The organism is Ileibacterium valens, from assembly GCF_001945525.1.
GTDB lineage: Bacteria > Bacillota_I > Bacilli_A > Erysipelotrichales > Erysipelotrichaceae > Ileibacterium > Ileibacterium valens.
Window position 1 is genome coordinate 25,541 of the sequence record NZ_MPJW01000199.1, and the last position, 20,636, is coordinate 46,176.

The 20,636-nt window shown below is 36.7% G+C and carries 18 protein-coding genes; all 18 read left to right on the forward strand.

The window, feature by feature from the left end; translation table 11 throughout:
* Window positions 1-8 precede the first annotated feature (8 nt).
* Window positions 9-773: a glycosyltransferase family 2 protein gene (locus tag BO222_RS10550; protein WP_075820764.1), complete on the forward strand. Its 765-nt coding sequence runs from the start codon at window positions 9-11 to the stop codon at window positions 771-773.
* A 164-nt stretch (window positions 774-937) separates the two neighbouring features.
* A complete protein-coding gene (locus tag BO222_RS10555) occupies window positions 938-3,319 on the forward strand; it encodes a glycosyltransferase family 2 protein (RefSeq protein WP_158024598.1) in 2,382 nt (793 codons plus the stop codon).
* Window positions 3,303-4,229, forward strand: a complete 927-nt coding sequence (locus BO222_RS10560; RefSeq protein WP_075820765.1) for a glycosyltransferase — start codon at window positions 3,303-3,305, stop codon at window positions 4,227-4,229. The genes BO222_RS10555 and BO222_RS10560 overlap by 17 nt, the downstream gene beginning before the upstream one ends.
* Window positions 4,226-5,380, forward strand: a complete 1,155-nt coding sequence (locus tag BO222_RS10565; RefSeq protein ID WP_075820766.1) for an EpsG family protein — start codon at window positions 4,226-4,228, stop codon at window positions 5,378-5,380. Before BO222_RS10560 ends, BO222_RS10565 begins: the two co-directional genes overlap by 4 nt.
* 23 nt (window positions 5,381-5,403) lie before the next feature.
* On the forward strand, window positions 5,404-6,516 hold the full coding sequence (locus BO222_RS10570; protein WP_075820767.1) for an ATP-grasp domain-containing protein: 1,113 nt from the start codon (window positions 5,404-5,406) through the stop codon (window positions 6,514-6,516).
* 43 nt (window positions 6,517-6,559) lie between these two features.
* Window positions 6,560-8,521, forward strand: coding sequence for a hypothetical protein (locus BO222_RS10575; protein ID WP_075820768.1), 1,962 nt, complete (start codon window positions 6,560-6,562; stop codon window positions 8,519-8,521).
* Between the two features lie 699 nt (window positions 8,522-9,220).
* A complete protein-coding gene (locus BO222_RS10580) occupies window positions 9,221-9,415 on the forward strand; it encodes a hypothetical protein (RefSeq protein ID WP_075820769.1) in 195 nt (64 codons plus the stop codon).
* A gap of 39 nt (window positions 9,416-9,454) precedes the next feature.
* Window positions 9,455-10,108 carry a reverse transcriptase domain-containing protein gene (locus tag BO222_RS10585; protein WP_083647797.1) on the forward strand — a complete coding sequence of 218 codons (654 nt, stop codon included), beginning with the start codon at window positions 9,455-9,457 and terminating at the stop codon, window positions 10,106-10,108.
* 3 nt (window positions 10,109-10,111) lie between these two features.
* The gene (locus BO222_RS13810; RefSeq protein WP_158024599.1) at window positions 10,112-10,285 is read left to right on the forward strand and encodes a hypothetical protein; all 174 of its coding nucleotides are present in this window, start codon (window positions 10,112-10,114) and stop codon (window positions 10,283-10,285) included.
* Window positions 10,286-10,445: 160 nt separating this feature from the next.
* On the forward strand, window positions 10,446-11,720 hold the full coding sequence (locus BO222_RS10590; protein WP_075820771.1) for a lipopolysaccharide biosynthesis protein: 1,275 nt from the start codon (window positions 10,446-10,448) through the stop codon (window positions 11,718-11,720).
* 207 nt (window positions 11,721-11,927) lie between these two features.
* A complete protein-coding gene (locus BO222_RS10595; protein WP_075820772.1) occupies window positions 11,928-12,857 on the forward strand; it encodes a glycosyltransferase domain-containing protein in 930 nt (309 codons plus the stop codon).
* A gap of 108 nt (window positions 12,858-12,965) precedes the next feature.
* Window positions 12,966-13,721, forward strand: coding sequence for an ATP-grasp fold amidoligase family protein (locus BO222_RS10600; protein WP_158024600.1), 756 nt, complete (start codon window positions 12,966-12,968; stop codon window positions 13,719-13,721).
* Between the two features lie 66 nt (window positions 13,722-13,787).
* A complete protein-coding gene (locus tag BO222_RS10605) occupies window positions 13,788-14,594 on the forward strand; it encodes a hypothetical protein (RefSeq protein ID WP_075820774.1) in 807 nt (268 codons plus the stop codon).
* 52 nt (window positions 14,595-14,646) lie between these two features.
* On the forward strand, window positions 14,647-15,435 hold the full coding sequence (locus tag BO222_RS10610) for a hypothetical protein (RefSeq protein WP_075820775.1): 789 nt from the start codon (window positions 14,647-14,649) through the stop codon (window positions 15,433-15,435).
* Window positions 15,436-15,487: 52 nt separating this feature from the next.
* Window positions 15,488-16,594, forward strand: a complete 1,107-nt coding sequence (glf, locus tag BO222_RS10615; protein WP_075820776.1) for a UDP-galactopyranose mutase — start codon at window positions 15,488-15,490, stop codon at window positions 16,592-16,594.
* A 60-nt stretch (window positions 16,595-16,654) separates the two neighbouring features.
* The gene (locus BO222_RS10620; protein WP_075820777.1) at window positions 16,655-18,100 is read left to right on the forward strand and encodes a flippase; all 1,446 of its coding nucleotides are present in this window, start codon (window positions 16,655-16,657) and stop codon (window positions 18,098-18,100) included.
* A gap of 113 nt (window positions 18,101-18,213) precedes the next feature.
* The gene (locus BO222_RS10625) at window positions 18,214-20,085 is read left to right on the forward strand and encodes an LCP family protein (protein ID WP_075820778.1); all 1,872 of its coding nucleotides are present in this window, start codon (window positions 18,214-18,216) and stop codon (window positions 20,083-20,085) included.
* Window positions 20,086-20,348: 263 nt separating this feature from the next.
* On the forward strand, window positions 20,349-20,636 hold a 288-nt coding region (tnpA, locus tag BO222_RS10630), incomplete at its 3' end, for an IS66 family insertion sequence element accessory protein TnpA (protein WP_198931968.1).

A 20,636-nucleotide genomic window follows, 5' to 3' on the forward strand; every position in this document is an offset into this window, starting at 1 on the left:
GATATTGTATGACATCTGTAAAACTCAGCGTTAGCATCGTCTCATATCATAATTTTAATGATATAAAGCGACTGCTTGAATCCATTAAACGGAATACTTCATCTGAGCTTTCCATGAAAATATATGTGATTGATAATGCCAATGAGCAGGATCAGTTTCGGGAATTGGGTAAACAATATCCTGAACTGAACTACATTCACACGGGAAAGAATCTTGGATTTGGGAAAGGGCATAATTATGTATTGTCAAATCTAGACTCAGAATATCATGCAATCGTAAACCCAGATGTTCTTCTGAAAGATGATGCTTTCAGCATTTTAATCGATTTTATAGAAAAAACAGGCTGCGGTATGGCTGTTCCCAAACTGGTAACTCCTGATGGCGAAAGATTAGCAGCTTATCGAAAAGATCCTAATCTGTTGGATATGTTATGCCGAATCTGGTTTCGTTCCGTATTTCCGGAAAAAGTGGCCGTTCACGAGCTGTCGCATGAAGATTACTCTAAGCCGTTTAAAGTCCCATTTGCACAGGGAAGTTTTTTGGTCTGCAAAACCGACTTATTCAAACAATTAAACGGGTTTGATGAATCCTATTTTATGTATCTTGAAGATGCTGATTTATGCAGAAGGATGAATCAGATCAGCGATGTAATGTATTGTCCTTATACAACTGTTGAACATCGATGGGAAAAAGGATCACATAAGAATTTTCATCTATTCAGAATACATATTCAAAGCTGGATTAAATACTTTAAAAAATGGGGATATTTTTAATTTCAAAAGGTGTCAGAATGAAAAAACGCTATTGTCTTGAAAAATTTGAAAATTATGAATCCAGTGATGGCTATGAACTGTTTGTCCGTGGATGGTATTTAACCAAGAATCATGAATCATTAAATGTAGAAGTCTATGCTGATAACTCACCAGTATCTGCAGATGTGACAATTATCAGCCGTCCCGATGTGTTAAACAGTCTTCAGGCTCCTGACAGTACTGTTCATTGCGGCTTTATTATTAAAGCTAAAATGAGTGAGAAAACAAAAGAAATGAAACTTGTTTTAAATGGAGAAACTGTACTGGAATTAAAAGGGCTTGAATTTGAGCGCAGTGTTCTCAAGGACGATTTTATGTATGATTTTACTCTACGCCAGGAAGGGGATGCTCTGTACCGGGTAGCTGGTTTTGCTGCTTCTCCTGAAAATGGAAAAGTAAATGTTTATCTTGTTGATGGCGATAACAAAAAAATTGACCAGCAATTAAACAAATTACCTGATTATAAATCTCCATTTTATTTTGATGAGCACGTTCGGGACGCTGGTTTTGATATTGTATTCTGTCATCCTGATAATAAAAATTCTGTTCATCTGGTTCTTGAAAAAGACAGTAAACAATTCACGATTCCACTATCAATGAGTTCGTCAAGACCGGAAATTTTGATGAATAATTTTTCTGTTTTAGGAATCGGGCGTATTTATCCATTATGGAAAGCCAATGGATCGCGTTTTTTAGCGCGCAGACTTTTTAGACATGAACTCTACAGTATTGTTGATGCACAGGCAGAAACGAAATGGTATAGAGAAAATACACCTACGCAAAATGACCTAGCTAAACAAAAAAATACAAAGTTCAGTTATGAACCACTTATTTCTCTGGTTTGTGCTGCTTACCATACAGACCTCAAATATTTAAACATTTTAATACGCTCGTTGAATCAGCAGTCGTATTCCAATTGGGAACTGTGTATAGCTGATGGATCAGAAGATCGTTCTGTTGAAGAGTATGTTGCAAAAAAACTGAAAGATAATCCGAAAATTCGTTATAAGAGAATTGGGAATAATTTGGGTATTGCTGGAAATACAAACGAAGCAATAAAAATGGCTGAAGGAGATTTTATCGGATTTATTGATCATGATGATTCCTTAAGACCAGATGCGCTGTTTGAAGTCGTCAAGGTAATCAATGAAAAAGATCCTGATTTTATTTATACCGATGAAGATAAGATCATTAATAAAAAAGGGGAACTTGGAAATCTCTTTTTTAAACCGGATTATTCTCCTGATTATTTATTCTCATGTAATTACATCAATCATTTTTCTGTTGTACGGAAATCCATTTTAGATAGAATTGGTCTTTTGAGAAGTGAATACGATGGTGCTCAAGACTATGATTTTCTTCTGAGAATGATTGAAATCGTTCCTGCTGAAAAAATTGTACATGTATCTAAGCCGGTTTATCATTGGCGAATGACTGAGGATTCTACTGCACTTAACCCTGAGAGCAAACGTTGGGCATTTGATGCTGGCAGAAGAGCTATCCAGGATTATATGGATAGGAATGGAAAAAATGCTGTAGTTTCGGATGGTCCGTATTTGGGGACCTATATGGTCAAATACAAAATGCAGGAATATCCAATGATCAGCATTATCATTCCGAATAAAGATCATATTGGAGAATTGGAGGTTCTATTATCTTCCATTCAAGAAAAAGTCAGCTATCCAAATTATGAGATTCTGGTTGTCGAAAATAATTCAACGGAAGAAGCAACTTTCAGATTTTACGAAACTATTGAAAGCAAATTTCCCAAAGTAAGATTGCTTCATTGGGAAGATGAATTTAATTATTCTGCGATCAATAACTATGCAGTAAGACAGAGTCAGGGTGAAATTATTCTATTAATGAATAATGATATGGAAATTATTGATGGAGATTTGTTGGACGGAATGGCTTCGAATGCTCTCAGAGATGAGGTTGGAGCTGTGGGAATCAAGCTCCTATACAAAAATGGAAGAATTCAGCATAATGGAGTGCTATGGGGAATCGAAGGAGGCTATCATCTATTTCTTGAAGAAGAGGTTGCGGGGAATTCCTATGGTAATTTAAAAATGGTTCAGCATGATGTAGCTGGAGTGACTGGTGCAGCCTTGATGGTGACTAAGAAGAAGTATTGGGAAGTAGGCGGATTAGACGAAAGATATCAAGTCGCCTATAACGATGTTGATTTCTGTTTGAAACTTTTAGATGCTGGTTACTATAATGTTATTCTTCCTCAATATTCGATGTATCATTATGAATCATTATCGCGTGGGTTAGAGGATACCCCAGAAAAACTGAATAGATTTTACTCAGAACTTGATCGTTTAACTGATACCTGGACTGATCATTTCGAACATGGAGATCCTTATTATAACGAAAACTTATCTTTAACTCGTGGGTATTACACTCCAAGAACACTTGATGAACAAAGCGATTATGAAATACTAAAAAATGCTCGTAAAAAAAGAGACATTGAAAGAAAGCGGCTGGATGATGAAAAAGAATAATAGTGGTGAGCCGGAAATATTAGCTGGGATTGTCACCTGTAATCCTGAAATCACTCTCTTGAGTAAAAATATTCGAGCATTAGAGGATCAAGTAAGTGAGATAATAATTATCGATAATGATTCAGAAAATCGCGATCAGATCATTGCTTTAGCTAATTCATTTGATTCAATACATGTTTTATTAAATCAAACCAATAAAGGTTTAGCGTCGGCTTTAAATCAGGTGTTTCAATATGCTGTTGACAATGAATATGGATGGTATTTGTCTATGGATCAGGATTCAGTAGTTAGCCATAACCTGATTGAAAATTATCGACCATACATGAAAGAAAATATTGGTATTTTGTGTCCTTTTTTATTGAATAATAACAAAATCAGTCTAGAAGAGTATAAAAGTCTTGAACTTCCTGATATTGAGAAGATTCGAGAGCCAATCGACTGCATAACTTCTGCCTCTCTTAATCAGACAAACGCAATTGAGACTGTTGGTGGATATAATGAACGTCTTTTTATTGATTGTATTGATGTTGATTTGAATATCAGACTTATGCAGAAGGGGTTATCTATATATCGCGTAAACGATAGCTATCTTCTACAGCAAATGGGCGAGGGGAAGCAGGTAGAAATATTCAGGTTCCTTTATCAGATTACTGGTAAATCGATTTTTCAGAAACTTTCTGTTAGCCCAGTTTATTCAGACTTAAGACTCTATTATATTGCAAGAAATTCTGCTTACATTAATCAAAAATATCCTAATCTGGCTGGTAAGCGAATGTCTAACTTATGGATGACAGCTCAATTTGTTTATTATTTTTTGACATTTCCAAAAAATCGTAGCCGCAAAAAAATGTGGAATTCATGGAAAAAAGGAAGAAGTGATGCAGCTGCCCTAATGGAGAGAAGCCAATGATTTTAATTGCCTACCTGCTGATAATCTTTATTCTTTTATTTAAAACAGAGTGGCTTTTGCAGATTAATAAAAAGCTCGAACATTTGTTAGATCATGCTGAACCTAGTCAATCGGTATTATTTCTGAAACGAATCAACTCAGAAATGATATGGGAATACGTGATTATTGCCTTCATTACATTGATTTGCTTTAGAGCTGCATCGGTTCCTGATTTTGCAAATTATGCCGCAGCATACAATAAGATGAGTTTAGGAATTCCCTATTCCTATTTAGGAAAAGGTTGGTATATCTTGATGAATATCGGATTCACCTTTGGATTCAGTTACTCATTAGTCAAAGCGATTATTGCCTTTGGAGCGTTGTTACTGGTCAATTCTTCAGTGAATTTCTTTTGCAAATCATTTAAAGGGCGAATGTTTTTTTGGGGGATCATGCTGATCTTTCCAATTTTATTGGACATTACTCAAATCCGTTTCTTCGCTGGAAGTGCATTGGTTATTTTCGGATTAAGATATCTAAAAAGCTTTAGTTTCAAAAATATAACTTGTTACCTCGGTCTTGTATTAATTGGAACTTTGGTTCATTCTTCCATTTTATTCTACAGCTTGTTTATACTGGTTTATTTATATCCTTTTGGGCAACGAATATTTACTGTTTGTTTCCTTAGTATTTCCTTAATAGGCATGATGTTTAAGGATTATTTAATCGGTATTGCGTCTTGTTTTATACAAGGAGATCGCCTAGAAAGGTATTTTACTTCAGGAGAATCAATTGGAACAATTGGCTTATTTGTTGTTTGCACTATTGTGTTTTCACAGTTAATAATTCTGATTTGGTTACAAAAATATAAGAAACAAATAAATAGGAGTAAACAGGGACTGTCGAACATTAATCTTTCTTATGGTATCTGCGTTATATCATTAATAATCTTGCCATTATGTAAATTGGATTCTAATTTTTTTCGCCTGGAACGAATTGGGTGGCTGATATTTGTTATGGTTTGCACTTCCTATCTGTTTAATCGAAATTCATTAGTGAATCATAATGGTAAAAAATGTTTAAAATGGGGTGTTATTACTCTTGCGATTTGTGAAAATTTGTATTTGATTACTTTGTTTACCTTCCAGATTATAGCTGGTTACTTGCTCTAAAATACTAATGAGGTTCATATCAAATGAAAAAGAAAATTGCAATTATCGGAGCAAGCTATCTTCAGGAACCTTTAATTCAGAAAGCAAAAAACATCGGATTAGAAACTCATGTTTTTGCTTGGGAAGTTGGTGATCCAGGAGAAACGTTAGCAGATTATTTTTATCCGATTTCAATAATAGAAAAAGAACAAATTACAGAAATATGTAATAATTTAAAAATAGACGGTATTTGTACGATCGCGTCTGATCTGGCGGTTAAAACTGTTAATTATGTGGCGAATCGTCTTGGTCTTCCTGGAAACAGTTTGGAAAGCACACAATTATCTACTGATAAAGTGAGAATGCGGGAAATATTTAATAAAAATTCAGATCCGAGCTGTAAAAGCCGAGTAGTTTTTCCTGAAGACAATCCTCTAAATAAAATTGAAGCGACACATTCTTGGCCATTGATTATAAAACCTTCAGACCGATCGGGAAGCCGAGGTATATATCTAGCAAACACAGAATCAGAAATCATAGAGGGCGTTAATGCAGCTAGGCAAGAGAGTTTTAATCAGGTCGTTTTAATAGAAGATTATGTATTAGGAGATGAATATTCTGTCGAGTATATATCCCAAAATGGAAAACATCATTTTCTTACAGCAACCAAGAAATTAACTACTGGGGCTCCTCACTTTATTGAAAAAGGACATATCCAACCTTCTGGTTTATCTGTTCAAATGATAGAAAAAGTTAAAAAAGTTGTTGAGCATGCATTAAATAGCCTAGATATTAAACAAGGGGCTTCCCACACTGAAATAAAAATCTACAAAGATGATATTACAATTATTGAAATTGGGGCTAGAATGGGTGGAGATTGCATAGGTTCACATCTTGTTCCACTGACAACTGGGTATGATTATTGTCGTATGGTCATTGAATGTGCACTTAACTGGCCTATTAGTATGGATATTCATGAACATCACCAAAGTGCTGAAGTACACTTTATTATGGATGATAAAGAATTGTTAAATTTCAAAAAAACTTTACAAGTCGAAAATAATGTGACTGCAATCCCATATCTTCGGTCATCACAGCACGAAGAAGTCAAAGATTCATCTACCCGGTTAGGTTGCTATATAATAGCAAACAATTAAATCAGAAACGGAAGAATGGCGCTTAAAGGGGTGGTTAGGGGAAATGGTCATTGATTATATAAAAGGTTTTTTGTTTTTAACGATTTATTTTCTGTATATATATTTACTTGGAAGCATTTATCCAAATGATAATTCGTTTTATAAAAAGATAATTTATGGATATTTAACTACATCTTTAATGGCCGGAATCTTAGGAGTGATAACGCAGATTCTTTTTTTACCATGGAGTTTTTTTGCCATAACAATGACTATTTGGCATATATTGGCTGTCTTATTAGGGTTGTTGATGATTAAAGAAAAAAAAGTAAATCTGTTTAGAAGTTTATTAAATGATATAAAAAAACATTATTTTCTATTTCTACTGATATTTATCCTTCTATTTTTACAGATGGGAAATTATCCTGGATTCTGGTTGTCAAACCACCTGGATGACGGTTTTTATCTATCAAAAATAGGTATACCATGGCAGATAGATGATTTTCATTCGGAAAACTTGGTGAGTGGTTTTGGAAAGCTTCATCATATAGATTCCTATTCTTTAAATACTCATGAACTTGAATATGGTTATTATTTGAGTTTGATTAGGATTCCAACAACACTCTTTGCCAGATTTTTTATGGCTTGGATAAACTTACTTATTACATGCTGTACAGTTTCTTACTTATCTGAGATTCTGTTTCGAGCAATGAGACTTAATTTTAATTATCCAATTTCGGATTATGCAACAGTCATCCTCATCGTTTTTCTTTCAAATGAAGTCCTATCCAGAGAGATGAATTTGATAGATATGCAAGATATGAACCAAATTTCTTCTGCTTTTTATTATGGCTCTGTACTTGTTAGAATGGTTTCTTTTATATGGCTAATTGCCCCGTTTATTAAAAAGAAGAAAATTAATCTCTCTTTAATTATAAAAGTTCTAATTATTTCGTTTGTTTTATTAACTAAAAGTGGCGTCGCACTTCCTCTGATTATAACTTGTATAATTTCGTATTTATTCGTATTTTTGCTATTTAGGAAAAGCAGTTCGAAGAAATCTGCTTTTATTCTACTTGCTGTGGTGGTTTTAGGTAATGTTGTTTTATATATGGCTTGTGGAAATATTCCCCTTTTAATGCCTATTAAAGTAACGTCTGAAACTTCAGTTCACTTATTAAATTCATTTATCAAGAAACCTATCTTTATATTATTTCTAATTAGTTTCATTGGTTCTTTCATATTTAAAAGTAAACTGATATATAAATATAATCTTGTTATCGTTGTATGTTATCTTTTAATAGGTTGTCCTATTTTAAATACTTTTACAGCAGCAATTTCCATCTATCCTTTTGTTCTCGCCAGAGCAACAGCAGCATTAACTTGTTTTATCGCGTTTACAGCATGGATTTATTTATTGGGTATTATTTTCTACATTGTTAAATCGCAACGTATGTTGATGGTTTTTGGGGACGTTAGTACAGCTCTTCTTTCGTCCTTTGTTCTATATACTTATGGTGTAAGTGGTGGAGCTATTACTGGGCTTGATAAACCAGGAGAAGTTCCGATTAGTAAATTTTATGAAGTGATCTTTGAGCATCCAGCATTGACGCCAAAAGTAACTGTTGAAATAGGGAATATTCTTAATGAAGCTTCAAAAGAATTAGGACAAAGAATCGTATTATCAAATATGTCCTATGTAATTGACAATGTAGATGCTCAAATTCCACTGGAGCTAAGGCTTTTCTCGCCTGATTCAATTATTTTGTGCAATAATCATCGATATCCTCAAAATGAAAATCCAGAGTTTGGATCGTTTAGTCTTGAAGATTTAGCTATTTATGACGCATATATTAGTAATCCAGATGATGTGAATGAAGTTGATCTTAAGTCAGTAATTGATCAATATAAAATTAATACCTTGATTACTGAAAATTCTCAAGTTAACTTTTCTGATCTTGGATTCCATTTGTACGGTACAACATCTGAAGATTCTGATGGGCGAAAATTTTATGTTTACGTTAAATAAATAGATATTCTCATCTGAAACCTTAGTTATGATGTCTTAGTATTTTAGCTGATGTACTTAAAAAAGTGCTGTCTGCTCATGATCGAATCTAGTATATTAATGAAATTATTTTTTTGCGTAACTAGATTAAAGAAACTGTCTGAGATACGCGAGTTGGTTTTCAGAAGTCTCAATATTGTAATATGTTTTTAATAAATAGAAGAGAAAAAGAACATAAAAGATTACCTTCTTTTATGTTCTTTTTGGTGTACAGGGCAAGGTGTGTAGTTTATGGTGAAGTCTAGTCACAGGTTTTCATCGGCGAGTATAGAGAAGCACAAGCGGGCGTGTTTGTACCTTAACCCTAAGGATGAACGAATACCGAAGCGGTAAATCAGGAGGCCATGAAATGAAAGTTATGTGTCTTGCTCCGCAAGATCCTGCAAACATCCGTGCTTGTCTTCGTGAATCAGTCAATGGACCAGGTTCAAAGCGGTGCCGGTGGTCGAAAAAGGTTTATTGCAGGAAGTCAGCAGAAGCCATAGTAGGCATAAGCCGAAGGGCTGAACAGATAAACAAGTCTTAAGTAAGTCTGCTAAGTGTTTAGATAGTCTGCAATTTTGGATGCAAAGCCGATAGAAACGTATGTCTAAAGGTCAGCTGTTCACCAGATGAGATGATTCTTTCACTGTAAAGATGACAGAAAGGAAAGACAGAACAATGAACGAGTATCACGAAACGCACCAATTTGGTAGGTGGGATCCTTTGAGCCATATGCTTAGCGAAGACAATGTTAAGCGGGCAGTAGAAGCTGTCATGGCAAACAAAGGCGTTCCCGGACCAGATGGAATGAAAACCACAGAACTCGATCAGTGGATGGCTGAGAATAAATATCAGCTCATTCAGGACATTTGAAATAAGACCTATAAACCTCAGCCAGTCAGGCGAGTTTATATTCCAAAAGCGAATGGCAAGAAAAGACCATTAGGAATCCCTAATGTGGTTGATCGAGCAGTTCAACAGATGGCGGCTCAGACCCTTCAAATTTGCTTTGAACCCCTATTTAGTCCATTCAGTTATGGATTTCGTCCTGGAAGGAAAGCACAGGACGCAGTCAATCAGGCTCTTGTGTACCTGAACGAAGGATATGAGTGGATCATTGACTTTGATATTGAGAAATTCTTTGACAGAGTCAACCACGATAAACTCATTTCATGCGTTAGAAAAGAAATCAATAATGATGTGATCCTGCATCTAATCCGGAAGTTTCTAAAAGCCGGAGTTATGGAAGATGGAGTAAAAGTTAAGACGGCAGAAGGCCCTCCTCAGGGAGGCCCCATGAGTCCAATACTTGCAAACATCTACTTAACGGAATTGGATCGGGAACTGGATAAAAGAGGTTTGCGCTATGTCCGTTATGCCGACGATTTTCTCATCCTTACTAAATCGGAAGTGGCGGCCAATCGAGTGATGGAGTCTGTCAGCCGATGGATCCGCAATAAACTGTTTTTGAATGTCAGTGCTGAAAAGATCAAAGTGGTCAGGCTTATAAAAAGCATATTCAGGAATTCCCGGTTTGGCGAAATCCAGAGTGACTTATATGATTAGTGAATGTTCAAACATCTGTCCAAATTGACTGAATGCAAAGATGGAGAAGTTAATATGCTTTTACAAAAAGTCAATGTTAATGGACGAAAGATTCACAATCCTAACTTTATGACAGTGGACTTATTACAGATCATCCATGCCTATACTCCCGTTGATGAAAAAATTACTAACAAATAGCTCAAAATAGTTTATACCGTTTTAAAAATAAGCGCTTGTATTATTTCAGCCGTTATTAGTGAGTAATCTAAGTTTTTTAAAGAAAATTTCTACCTCAAAAAGGCTATCCGCATGATTTTGACATGTAAATAAAATCTATCTATCACAGAAGGGAATTGATATGAAAAAATTCAAAACTTGGATGTTTGAGTCCAACAATGAGAAGGTTATTTTGAAACGCGCTACCTTTTGGAATTTAATTTCGAGTTTATTAAATGCATCTATGACAGCTGTTATTATTTTTTTTATGACCAGAGCAGGTCAGACAGAGATTGCAGGTTTTTTTTCAATCGCCACTGCAGTTGCTTATCAGGTTCAGGCCATCGGCTTTTTCGGTGTTCGAAATTATCATATAGCAGATGTTACCAATAGATATTCGTTTTCGGATTTTGTATATATTAACCTCTTTTCATCGGTGCTCATGATTGTATCGTTAATTTTTATCATTTTTAAAAATGGATATTCTGGCGAAAAAGCATTGATTGTGTTGTTTTACTCCTTGTTCCGAGCGATTGATGTTTATGAAGCGCTATTTCATGACGAATATCAGAGACAAGGAAGAATAGATATTGGATTAATCTTACAAACTATTCGATACTTGGTGTCATTGACAGTCCTGATTGTACTGTTATTAATTACAGGTAGCTTGGTTATTGGAATTATCGGAGCTTTAATCATATCTATTCTTCTAGTTTATATACAAAATAAAGATTTTTGCGAGTCGTTTAGATGCCATATACGAAAACTACAGATCGCTAAGTTTAAAAATTTATTATGGGTTTGTCTTCCTATATGTATTGCTGGTTTTATATCAATCTATCTCACGAACGCTCCGAAATATGCCATTGATAGCGTGATGAATGATCAGGTTCAAGGAATATTTGCGATACTATTTGTACCTGTCTTTACTATTAATCTTCTAGCTACTGTAATATACCGTCCATATATAACACAGATTAGTGTGGAATGGACTTATGGACGAAAAAGACAATTCATAAAAATGATTTTAAAACAGGTTTTTGTGATTATACTGTTGTCTCTGACAATTATAGTATTCGGTTATATTATTGGATTGAAGCTTCTTGGAATGGTTTATTCGATAGATTTAATGCCCTATATGTCGGAATTTCTCATTTTATTAATTGGTGGAGGATTAAACACACTGGCGATCTTTATAAATCAGATAATGGTGATAATTGGATGCTATCATTGGAATCTAATTATTTATTTAGTTGCAATTCTAATTACGGTGTTGTATGGAGATACGATTGTTATGAATCATCAGTTGATGGGAGCTTCAATTCTCTATTCTCTTCCATCAATAATTTTAATAGTATTTAGTCTGATTGTGTTGATTATTAAAATCTGTCGGCTGAGATCAAACTTACGAAATTAAAATCTCTTGATCTCGGAAATCATTGATATTTCTCTCTTTTAATGAAGATATTATTAAAAATGTTAATCGGAACAGTCTTAAAAACCACTTGCTATTCTAAATGAATAATATAAAAAAATAATCTTAAATTATTTATTAATAATACAGAAACAAAAGGCCAAATTTGAATTAATGTTTAATTTATAGAAACGAGTATATGGTAACAATATGGATAATAGTAATGAAGTTTTGAAATGGCTTGAACAACTTTCCAACGAGAAAATTGCCATCAAAAACAGTCCAGAAAATTCAATAGGAAGAGCCTTTTTGAATTATTGGTCTAAGATAAAGAAAGGCGATTTTAAGGGCCTGTCAAAAGATGTGAAAGACTATAAAGCAACAAAAAAAATCAGAAAACGTTATTTCAATCATTTAGATCGTCCTGAAGTTGACTCAAATCAAGTCAATATTAATGAAGCTAAAATCGCAATTTATACTTGCGTTCTTGGTGGTTATGATCAGATACCTGATCATCTTCCTGATTTTGACAATGCTGATTACTTTTTACTTACAGATCAGCCAGAAAATTATGAATTTCTTTCAGACCGTTTTGAAATTATTCCATTAGATGAATCTCATCTAAATCTTGGAAATATCCTGGCAAATCGCTACGCGAAATTTCATCCAGCCGAGTTTTTTAAAGATCGATATGATTACGCAATTTATCTGGATGGAAATGTTCGGGTCACGGCGGATATTCGAAAAATGGTTAAACGAGTTCCTGTACAAACTGGAATTGCTATGCATAATCATCGAGAGCGCGATGATATTTTCTCTGAAGCTGAATCCTGCAAGCTGCTTCGAAGAGGAGATCCAGATAAAATTGATCTTCAAATGACAAGATATAAGAGTGCTGGTTTTCCGGCTCATTTTGGAATGAACGAGGCAACGGTGATTGTGAGTGATCTTAAAAATGAAAAATCTGTTGAACTTTTGGAGTTATGGTGGCAGGAATTTATCAAATCCGAGAGTTTTCGAGACCAGTTAGCCTGGCCATTTGTACTCTGGGAAAATAATCTGATGATCGAAGATATAGGGAATCTGGGAAATGATATCTACAAGAACCCTCTGGTTGAAATTGAAAGGCATGCGAGTTAAATGTCGTTAATTAATAAATTATGGAAAATTCCATTTGTGGTTCAATCAAAAATTCCATTTAAACTATTGCCAGATCGACTATATCTGAGCTGCACTTTTCGAGGATTGATGAATAAAAAATTAAATTGGAATTCACCTGAAACTTTTAATGAAAAACTTCAATTGCTCAAGCTGAAATATTCTGGTCCAATTTACAGTGAATGGGTAGATAAACATCTTGCGAAATCTAAAGCGGCCAGTTTGCTGTCAAAAGAATGCATTATTCCAACGATCGCGACTTTTTCAGATCTCGAAGAGTTTGAAAAATCTTTAACAAATTTACCCAGGCGATTCGTTTTAAAAACAACGCATAATTCAGGAGGAGTATGGATTATTTCTGAAAAGAATCCATACTCCTCAAAGATAAAAAAAGAGATTCAGAAAAATCTGAAAGAGAATTATTACAATCAATGGCGGGAAGCTCCGTACAAAGATGTCAGGCCCGCTTTGATCGTCGAAAAATATATGGGAAATGATTTGAAGGATTATAAGCTTTTTTGTTTTCATGGAAAACCGGAAATTATTCTGGTTTGTTCCGAACGATCCAGCAATTTAAAAGAAGATTTCTTCGACTGTTCCTGGAATCATCTCGATATGGAAAGAGTGAAACATCCAAACGCAGATTCGATTCCTGAAAAACCAAAGCAGTTATCTGAAATGATTTCTATGGCTCAAAAGCTTTCAGAACCTTTTGAATTCGTTCGAGTGGATCTGTTTGAAATCGATGGTTCTGTTTATTTTGGAGAAATGACTTTTATTCCTGCCTGCGGCTTTGAAGGATTCAAACCGGATAAATGGGATAAAAAGCTCGGTGAATGGATTTAGTTATGTAGTTAAATAGTTAAATAGAGCCTTTTAAAAAACTGAAATGACCAAGATGTCTTAGAAAGTATGAACAAAATGAACGAAACGCAAAGTGAAAAACCTATAGTAAAGATTTTCTGGACTGGAGGATGGGATTCAAGTTTCAGGATCTGTGAACTCTCTCGAATGCCGGTTCAGATCCAGCCATACTATCTTCATGGGGATGATCGTCATTCCGAAAAATTTGAACGCATAGCCATGGATAAAATTACTCAGCTTTTGAAAGAACGGCCAGAAACTCAGGCTGATTTTCTTGATCTGATCAGTGTAGATATTCGAAATATCGAACTTCATCCTGAAGTTTCCGCTGCTTATCGAAGAGTCAGAGAAAAAACTGGGTTAGGCACTCAGATGGAATATCTTTCAAGCTATGTTTATGATCATCCTCAAATTGAATTAGGAATTGAGAAATTACCTGTTGAAGAATCACATATGATTCATGCGGTTCTTGATTCCTGTAAAGTGATTCGTAAAGAAGTCAATGGGATTGAAGAGTATTGTGCCGATCCTGATGAATCATCCGAAGATGGAATGCTTTTGTTTGGAAATATCCTGCTGCCTATTTTTGAAAAAACTGAATCAGACATGCTTCGACTCATTAAGGAATGGGGTTATCTTGATATTATGAAACATGTCTGGTTCTGCCATCAGCCTTATCAGGGACGTCCCTGTGGGATGTGTCACCCCTGTGAAGTCAAGATGGGGGCAGGCATGGAATTTTTGCTGCCGGAAGATTCTCAGAAGAGATATCACCTTCAAAATAAATATCATGATAAATTCTGGTTTAAAGTCTACCGTAAATTATTGTATTGGTTTTTCTGGAAACATGATTAAATAAGATAGAAGATAAAGGATTTTATAAACATAAAGAGAGAAGGAAAGTTGAATGACATTATCAAAAACCAGAGATGCTGCTTTGCTAGGTACTTTGATGCTGGCCGGTTGTGCAGCACCCATAAACTCTTCCTCTCAGACAGAAAATTCAACTCTTTCTATTCATGAGGTTCTTGAGCAGGTTGACCGCAATGATCTCAGACTGACCAGCTATCGAATGAATTCGATCGAAAAGTTCCGCTCCCCTGAAGCGAATGAAGATACGTCGTTTGAAGTCAGTGTGGAATTTGACAAGGAAAATCTATACATGATTTCAGAATTTCCAGAAGGCGGCAGCCGAATTGCTCAATACAGACTAAAGAATGGGCATAAACATACTTTAGATGGCTGCTATCTCGAAGTTCTCTCAGGAATGTGGGCTTTTATTGATGATGGGGGTATATTTCAGGACTTTTATCAGGTCGATGAAGAGATGCAGGTGGAGGATTATATTTCCATACCTGCAGCCTATCTGTATTCAGGAAATGAATTTAAAAGTACAGCGACGGAAAAGGGCAGCTATGTAATTGAAGTCGAAGCGAAAAATGCAGCCGACTCCCAGGTTCCCGGTTCAGAAAATTCACTGTCATTTACACTGAACAAGGATGGACTTTTGGAAGAAATTCATTCTACTGAAACAGGACCCGATCAAATATATACCAATGAAAAGAGCAGACGGTTTTCTGACTATAACGTAAAAATGATCAATACCGGGGCAATGAAGCAATTCTTTGAGCAGGTGAGTACTGGTCAGATTCAATCAGGAAGCCATATCAGTCTGGATCAGTTTCGTCTGAAGTAAGCTGAGTGTTACCAACTGTAAAAGCTCCCATAGTCTAACAAAGGAGTTATTTATGAAAAAATATGATGTCTTGATCGTCGGAAGCGGTCTGTATGGTGCGGTGATGGCCAGGCAGCTGATGGACGATGGAAAAAAAGTTCTTGTTATTGATAAACGAAATCATATTGCAGGAAATGTATATACCCGTTTTGAAGATGGAATTCATGTCCATCAGTATGGTGCTCATATTTTCCATACAAATAGTGATAAAGTCTGGGATTATGTAAACCGTTTTGCTAAATTCAATCGTTTTACCAATTCTCCAGTTGCAAACTATAAAGGAAAGCTCTATTCACTTCCTTTTAACATGTATACCTACAATCAGATGTGGGGTGTCAGTACGCCCCATGAAGCCCAGAAAATAATTGATGAACAGCGAAAGGAAATTGATCATCAGCCAACAAACCTGGAAGAACAGGCCATTTCGCTTGTCGGCAGAGATATTTATGAAAAATTGGTTAAAGGATATACTGAAAAACAATGGGGACGGGATTGTACCGAACTTCCAGCTTTTATTATTAAGCGTCTGCCGGTTCGAATGACCTTTGATAACAACTATTTCAATGCACTCTATCAGGGGATTCCAATGGGTGGCTATACGAAGATGGTTGAGAATATGCTTGATGGTGCAGATATTCGGTTGAACACAGATTATCTTGAAAATAAAGAAGAGCTTGATTCACTGGCGGATCTGACCATTTATACCGGGCCAATTGATGCTTACTTTGACTTCAAATTGGGCCCGCTCGAATACCGTTCGCTTCGCTTTGAAGAAGAAAAGCTCGATATTCCGAATTTTCAGGGAAATGCTGCCGTAAATTATACGGATCGTGAAACTCCATTTACAAGAATCATTGAACATAAATGGTTTGAAGATACCGGCAGTGATAAGACGATCATTTCCAGAGAGTATCCGATGGACTGGAAACCAGGTGATGAGCCTTATTATCCTGTCAATGATGAAAAGAATACTGAGCTCTATCAGAAATACAGAGAGCTGGCTGATCAGGAAGAGAATGTTATCTTTGGCGGACGTCTTGGTGAATATCGTTACTACGATATGGATCAGGTCATTGCCTCCGCGCTTGCAAAATATGATCGAATGAAAGAGAATCAGTAAAAGATTCTCTTTTTTTCTATATGAATAACTAATATGGTTCAAAAAGGTGGGAAGACTGATATGAAACAGAAACAACATTCTATTCATTACAACTTCATCATGAATTTTATTTTAAGCGCATCCTCCATTCTTTTTCCGTTAATCACCTTTCCGTATGTTTCACGCGTCATTCTGCCCGTCGGAACAGGAAAAGTCGCGTTTGCCATGTCAACAGCTGCTTATTTTACTATGGCTGCCATGCTTGGAATTCCAACTTATGGGGTCAGAGCGGTGGCTCAGAATAAAAATGATCCGGTCAAATTGGCATTGGTACTCAAGGAGCTTCTGTGTATCAACCTGTTCATGTCCTTGTTTGCCTATGCAGCTTTTGGAGCGGCATTGTTTCTTGTTCCGCAGATGGCTGCTGAGAAGACGTTAATGATCATCGCTTCAGCATCGATTTTCCTTAATGTGATTGGTGTCACCTGGCTGTTTCAGGGATTAGAGGATTATTCTGCAATTACGCTTGTATCCCTGATTTTTAAAGTGATTGCGGTTGTTACAATGTTCTTATTCATCCATACGGAACAGGATTACCTATGGTATGGAGTGATGACGGTTCTATCTTCTTTTGGTTCTGGATTTGTTAATTTTTTCAGGGCAATTCCTTATTTGAAAGCAGCCAAAGGAATGGAGATGGATTTTAGAAGACATATGAAACCAATCATGGTTTTCTTTGGCATGACGGTAGCTACGACGGTTTATACCAATTTGGATACAGTCATGCTTGGGTTTATGAAATCTGATTATGATGTTGGGATTTATAACGCTGCAATTAAAATAAAGTCACTTCTGGTGACACTGGTCACTTCATTAGGAACTGTCATGCTTCCAAGACTGAGCGAATATGCTTCCCAGAATAGAAACGAAGAATTCAAAGCTTTGATTTCAAAAGCCATCAGCTTTGTGCTTTTGTTTTCAATCCCCGTCAGTCTGTTTTGTATGGTCATGGCAAGACCAACGATTCTTCTGATCAGTGGACAGGATTATCTCGCAGCGGCAATGCCGATGATTATACTGATGCCTACTCTTGTCCTGATTGGTCTTTCGAATATTACAGGGATACAGATCCTGGTTCCAACGGGCAAAGAAAAGCAGGTCATGATTTCGGTTTGTGCCGGAGCAGTGACTGATTTACTGATTAACTGTCTTCTGATTCCGTCGATGGCAAGCAGCGGAGCTGCAATTGGAACATTAATTGCCGAGACGGTTGTCACTGCCTGGCAATTCTGGATTTTACGTTCAATGCTAAGGAAAATATTACCCAAAACAGAGTGGAAACAGCTGATACTTGTTCTTCTGGTCAGTATTCCTGCTTTCTGGCTTATCCGACTGGAAATCTTTAGTTCATTGCCCGTTTTTATTTATCTTGCCGTCAGTGGAATTATATATTTTGGAATGATAGGGATTACTTTATTGCTCTCTGGTGAACAGATTTTGAATGGAATTATCCATCGTAAGGTTTGATTGACATAAGAAACTATGATTTCAGCGCGGATTATTTTATTATGTTTAAAGTAATTTCATTTATACTCAGTCTGCCTGAAGATCGACGATTGAGTTGAAAGTGAGGATAGTCTATGAATTCAGACGGTACATCGAAGAAGTTTTTACTCATCCGTATTCTGATCTGTATTTTGTTATGCATTGTAACCGTGCTTTTTGTCGGTCAGATTAATGCTCTGAATATTCTGAGTCAGAATTATATGCTGATTCTGATCGCCGCTGCTGCCATACTCTGCGGTCTGGTCTCGGTGCTTGTTTTATTTGCGGCAAAAAAGACAGGAACCCAGATCGCCTGTTCTGTTCTGGCGGTGGCTTTAGCAGCGGGATGTGGATTTGGTTCTTTCTATGTAGCCAAGACCGGGAATATGCTTGGAGCCCTGACAGCAGCTCATTCAGGTAAGATTGCCAATGTCGTTCAGGTGTATGCCTTGAAAGATTCTGCAATCAAATCAGATAAAGATCTTGAGGATAAGAAAATCGGAGTCGTCAAAAATGTAAATGCAGTTGGAATAACCCATTTACTGAATGATTTAAAGGATAAGGGAATTACAGTTAAGGAAGAACAATACGATAATTTTGGTCCGTTAGCAGATGCATTATACGATAAGGAAGTCAGTGCAATCGCAATTAATCAGGTTCACGAGTCCAATATTACCCATTTAGCTAAATTCACAGATTTTAAAGATAAGGCAGAAGTGATTTATTCGTTTACTTACTATACGAATGCGACATCTGCGGCTGATGCAGTAACCGATATTACTGAAGAACCATTTACAGTGTTAATTAATGGATCTGATTCACGCGGTGGGCTGGGTGATACTGACCGTTCAGATGTAAATATGCTTGCGGTGGTGAATCCAAAGACCCATGTTGTGCTTTTAGTTAGTATTCCCCGGGATGCTTATGTTAAGACATATTGCGATCCTGAATATGACTGTCTGGAAGGACAGTACGATAAACTGACTCATACTGGAATTCATACTTACAATACAACCGCAAAAACCATTGAAGAGCTGATGGGAATTGATATCAACTATGTATTCCGGGCTAACTTTTCAGCTGTTGTCAGTATCGTAGACGCGTTAGGCGGAATTGATGTCAATGTAGCCCCTGGTTATGCTGTAGATTATTTCTATACCAACGATATGTTTGGAACCGAATATGGTGTTGAAGAGGGAGTCAATCATCTGAATGGGGAAGCTGCTCTATGTTATGCAAGAGAGCGATATGCCTATACTGAAGGTGACTTTCAAAGAATTAAAAACCAGCAGGAAGTTCTGACTCAGATTGCCAGGAAAGCAACCTCCCCAGAAGTTATTGCCAGATATCCCGCTTTGATTGATGCGATCGAAGGGAACTTCTGGACTGACGTTTCCCAGGATGAAATTTCTGAACTGATTCAGTTTCAGCTTGATCAGATGCCTCAATGGACATTTATCTCTTATTCTTTATCCGGAACACCAGACAATCGATATTGTGCTGAAGCTTACGGAAACGCTTCTGTAGTTATTCTTGATCAGAATACGGTGAAGTTTGCAGATAAACTGATCAAAGCAGTTCAAAGTGGAGATTCTGGAAAAGAAATTACAGATATGATTGATACGTATGAAGCGCCGGCTCCAGACTATGGAGAAGCAGAAACTGAAGGCAATAATCAGGTTGATCCTGAATATTCAGCTGAGTACGAATATTATGAACCGGTCCAGGAACCAGTTTATAATGAGCCCGTCTATAATGCGCCGGTTGTAGAAGCGCCGATTTATACTCCGCCGGTGGTTCCAGAAACGCCTGCTCCTGAACCAGACCCAGTTCCTGAACCAACGCCTGAACCTGAGCCAGCCCCTGTTCCAGTTCCTGAACCAACGCCTGAACCGGAACCTGTTCCAGAACCTGCTCCTGAACCCTCTCAGGAACCGGCGGCTGTTACTCAACAACCGGCTGCCTGAAAATATAATTCGTACTTTACAAGATCAAATAAGTGTTTTGACTGGCTGATTTTGAGAGATGGCATGAAATTTTTGAATGAATAAAAGTAAAAAGTCTGACTGGCCCAAAGAAGCAAGTCAGACTTTTTCGTATCAGATTTCTACGCTTTCATGTCGGATACGCTTTGAAAGCTCAGACAGACAGTAACCTTTTGAAATTTGCACGGGCTTAGATCCTCCGGTTCCAGTCGATATTCTGTATTCGACTAGAACTGGAGGATTTTATGCATAATTATCTGTTTTCCAAATCCCGTGAACTGAATCAGGAACAGTGGATGAACCTGGTTGATCAATACCAGGTGTCAGGTCTGACTCAGGCTGGCTTCTGCGTCCAAAACGGCCTGGCTTTATCCACCTTCCAGTACTGGCGAAGAAAAGCTGCCGCCGTATCGCCTGCTTCAGCGGCTCTTGAATTCGTAGAAATTGACAGGACGGTCTTCCTGGATTTGGAAGGATCAGACGAGAGTCCAAAGCCGGTGATTGAAATCACTGACAGCGACCGAACGATCCGT

Bases quoted from the DNA above. Each gene is read 5' to 3' on its own strand.
- BO222_RS10550 (WP_075820764.1), top strand. From the start codon at position 9: ATGACATCTGTAAAACTCAGCGTTAGCATCGTCTCATATCATAATTTT.
- BO222_RS10560 (WP_075820765.1), top strand. From the start codon at position 3,303: ATGATGAAAAAGAATAATAGTGGTGAGCCGGAAATATTAGCTGGGATT.
- BO222_RS10565 (WP_075820766.1), top strand. From the start codon at position 4,226: ATGATTTTAATTGCCTACCTGCTGATAATCTTTATTCTTTTATTTAAA.
- BO222_RS10570 (WP_075820767.1), top strand. From the start codon at position 5,404: ATGAAAAAGAAAATTGCAATTATCGGAGCAAGCTATCTTCAGGAACCT.
- BO222_RS10575 (WP_075820768.1), top strand. From the start codon at position 6,560: ATGGTCATTGATTATATAAAAGGTTTTTTGTTTTTAACGATTTATTTT.
- BO222_RS10580 (WP_075820769.1), top strand. From the start codon at position 9,221: ATGAACGAGTATCACGAAACGCACCAATTTGGTAGGTGGGATCCTTTG.
- BO222_RS13810 (WP_158024599.1), top strand. From the start codon at position 10,112: ATGTTCAAACATCTGTCCAAATTGACTGAATGCAAAGATGGAGAAGTT.
- BO222_RS10590 (WP_075820771.1), top strand. From the start codon at position 10,446: ATGAAAAAATTCAAAACTTGGATGTTTGAGTCCAACAATGAGAAGGTT.
- BO222_RS10595 (WP_075820772.1), top strand. From the start codon at position 11,928: ATGGATAATAGTAATGAAGTTTTGAAATGGCTTGAACAACTTTCCAAC.
- BO222_RS10600 (WP_158024600.1), top strand. From the start codon at position 12,966: ATGAATAAAAAATTAAATTGGAATTCACCTGAAACTTTTAATGAAAAA.
- BO222_RS10605 (WP_075820774.1), top strand. From the start codon at position 13,788: ATGAACAAAATGAACGAAACGCAAAGTGAAAAACCTATAGTAAAGATT.
- BO222_RS10610 (WP_075820775.1), top strand. From the start codon at position 14,647: ATGACATTATCAAAAACCAGAGATGCTGCTTTGCTAGGTACTTTGATG.
- glf (WP_075820776.1), top strand. From the start codon at position 15,488: ATGAAAAAATATGATGTCTTGATCGTCGGAAGCGGTCTGTATGGTGCG.
- BO222_RS10620 (WP_075820777.1), top strand. From the start codon at position 16,655: ATGAAACAGAAACAACATTCTATTCATTACAACTTCATCATGAATTTT.
- BO222_RS10625 (WP_075820778.1), top strand. From the start codon at position 18,214: ATGAATTCAGACGGTACATCGAAGAAGTTTTTACTCATCCGTATTCTG.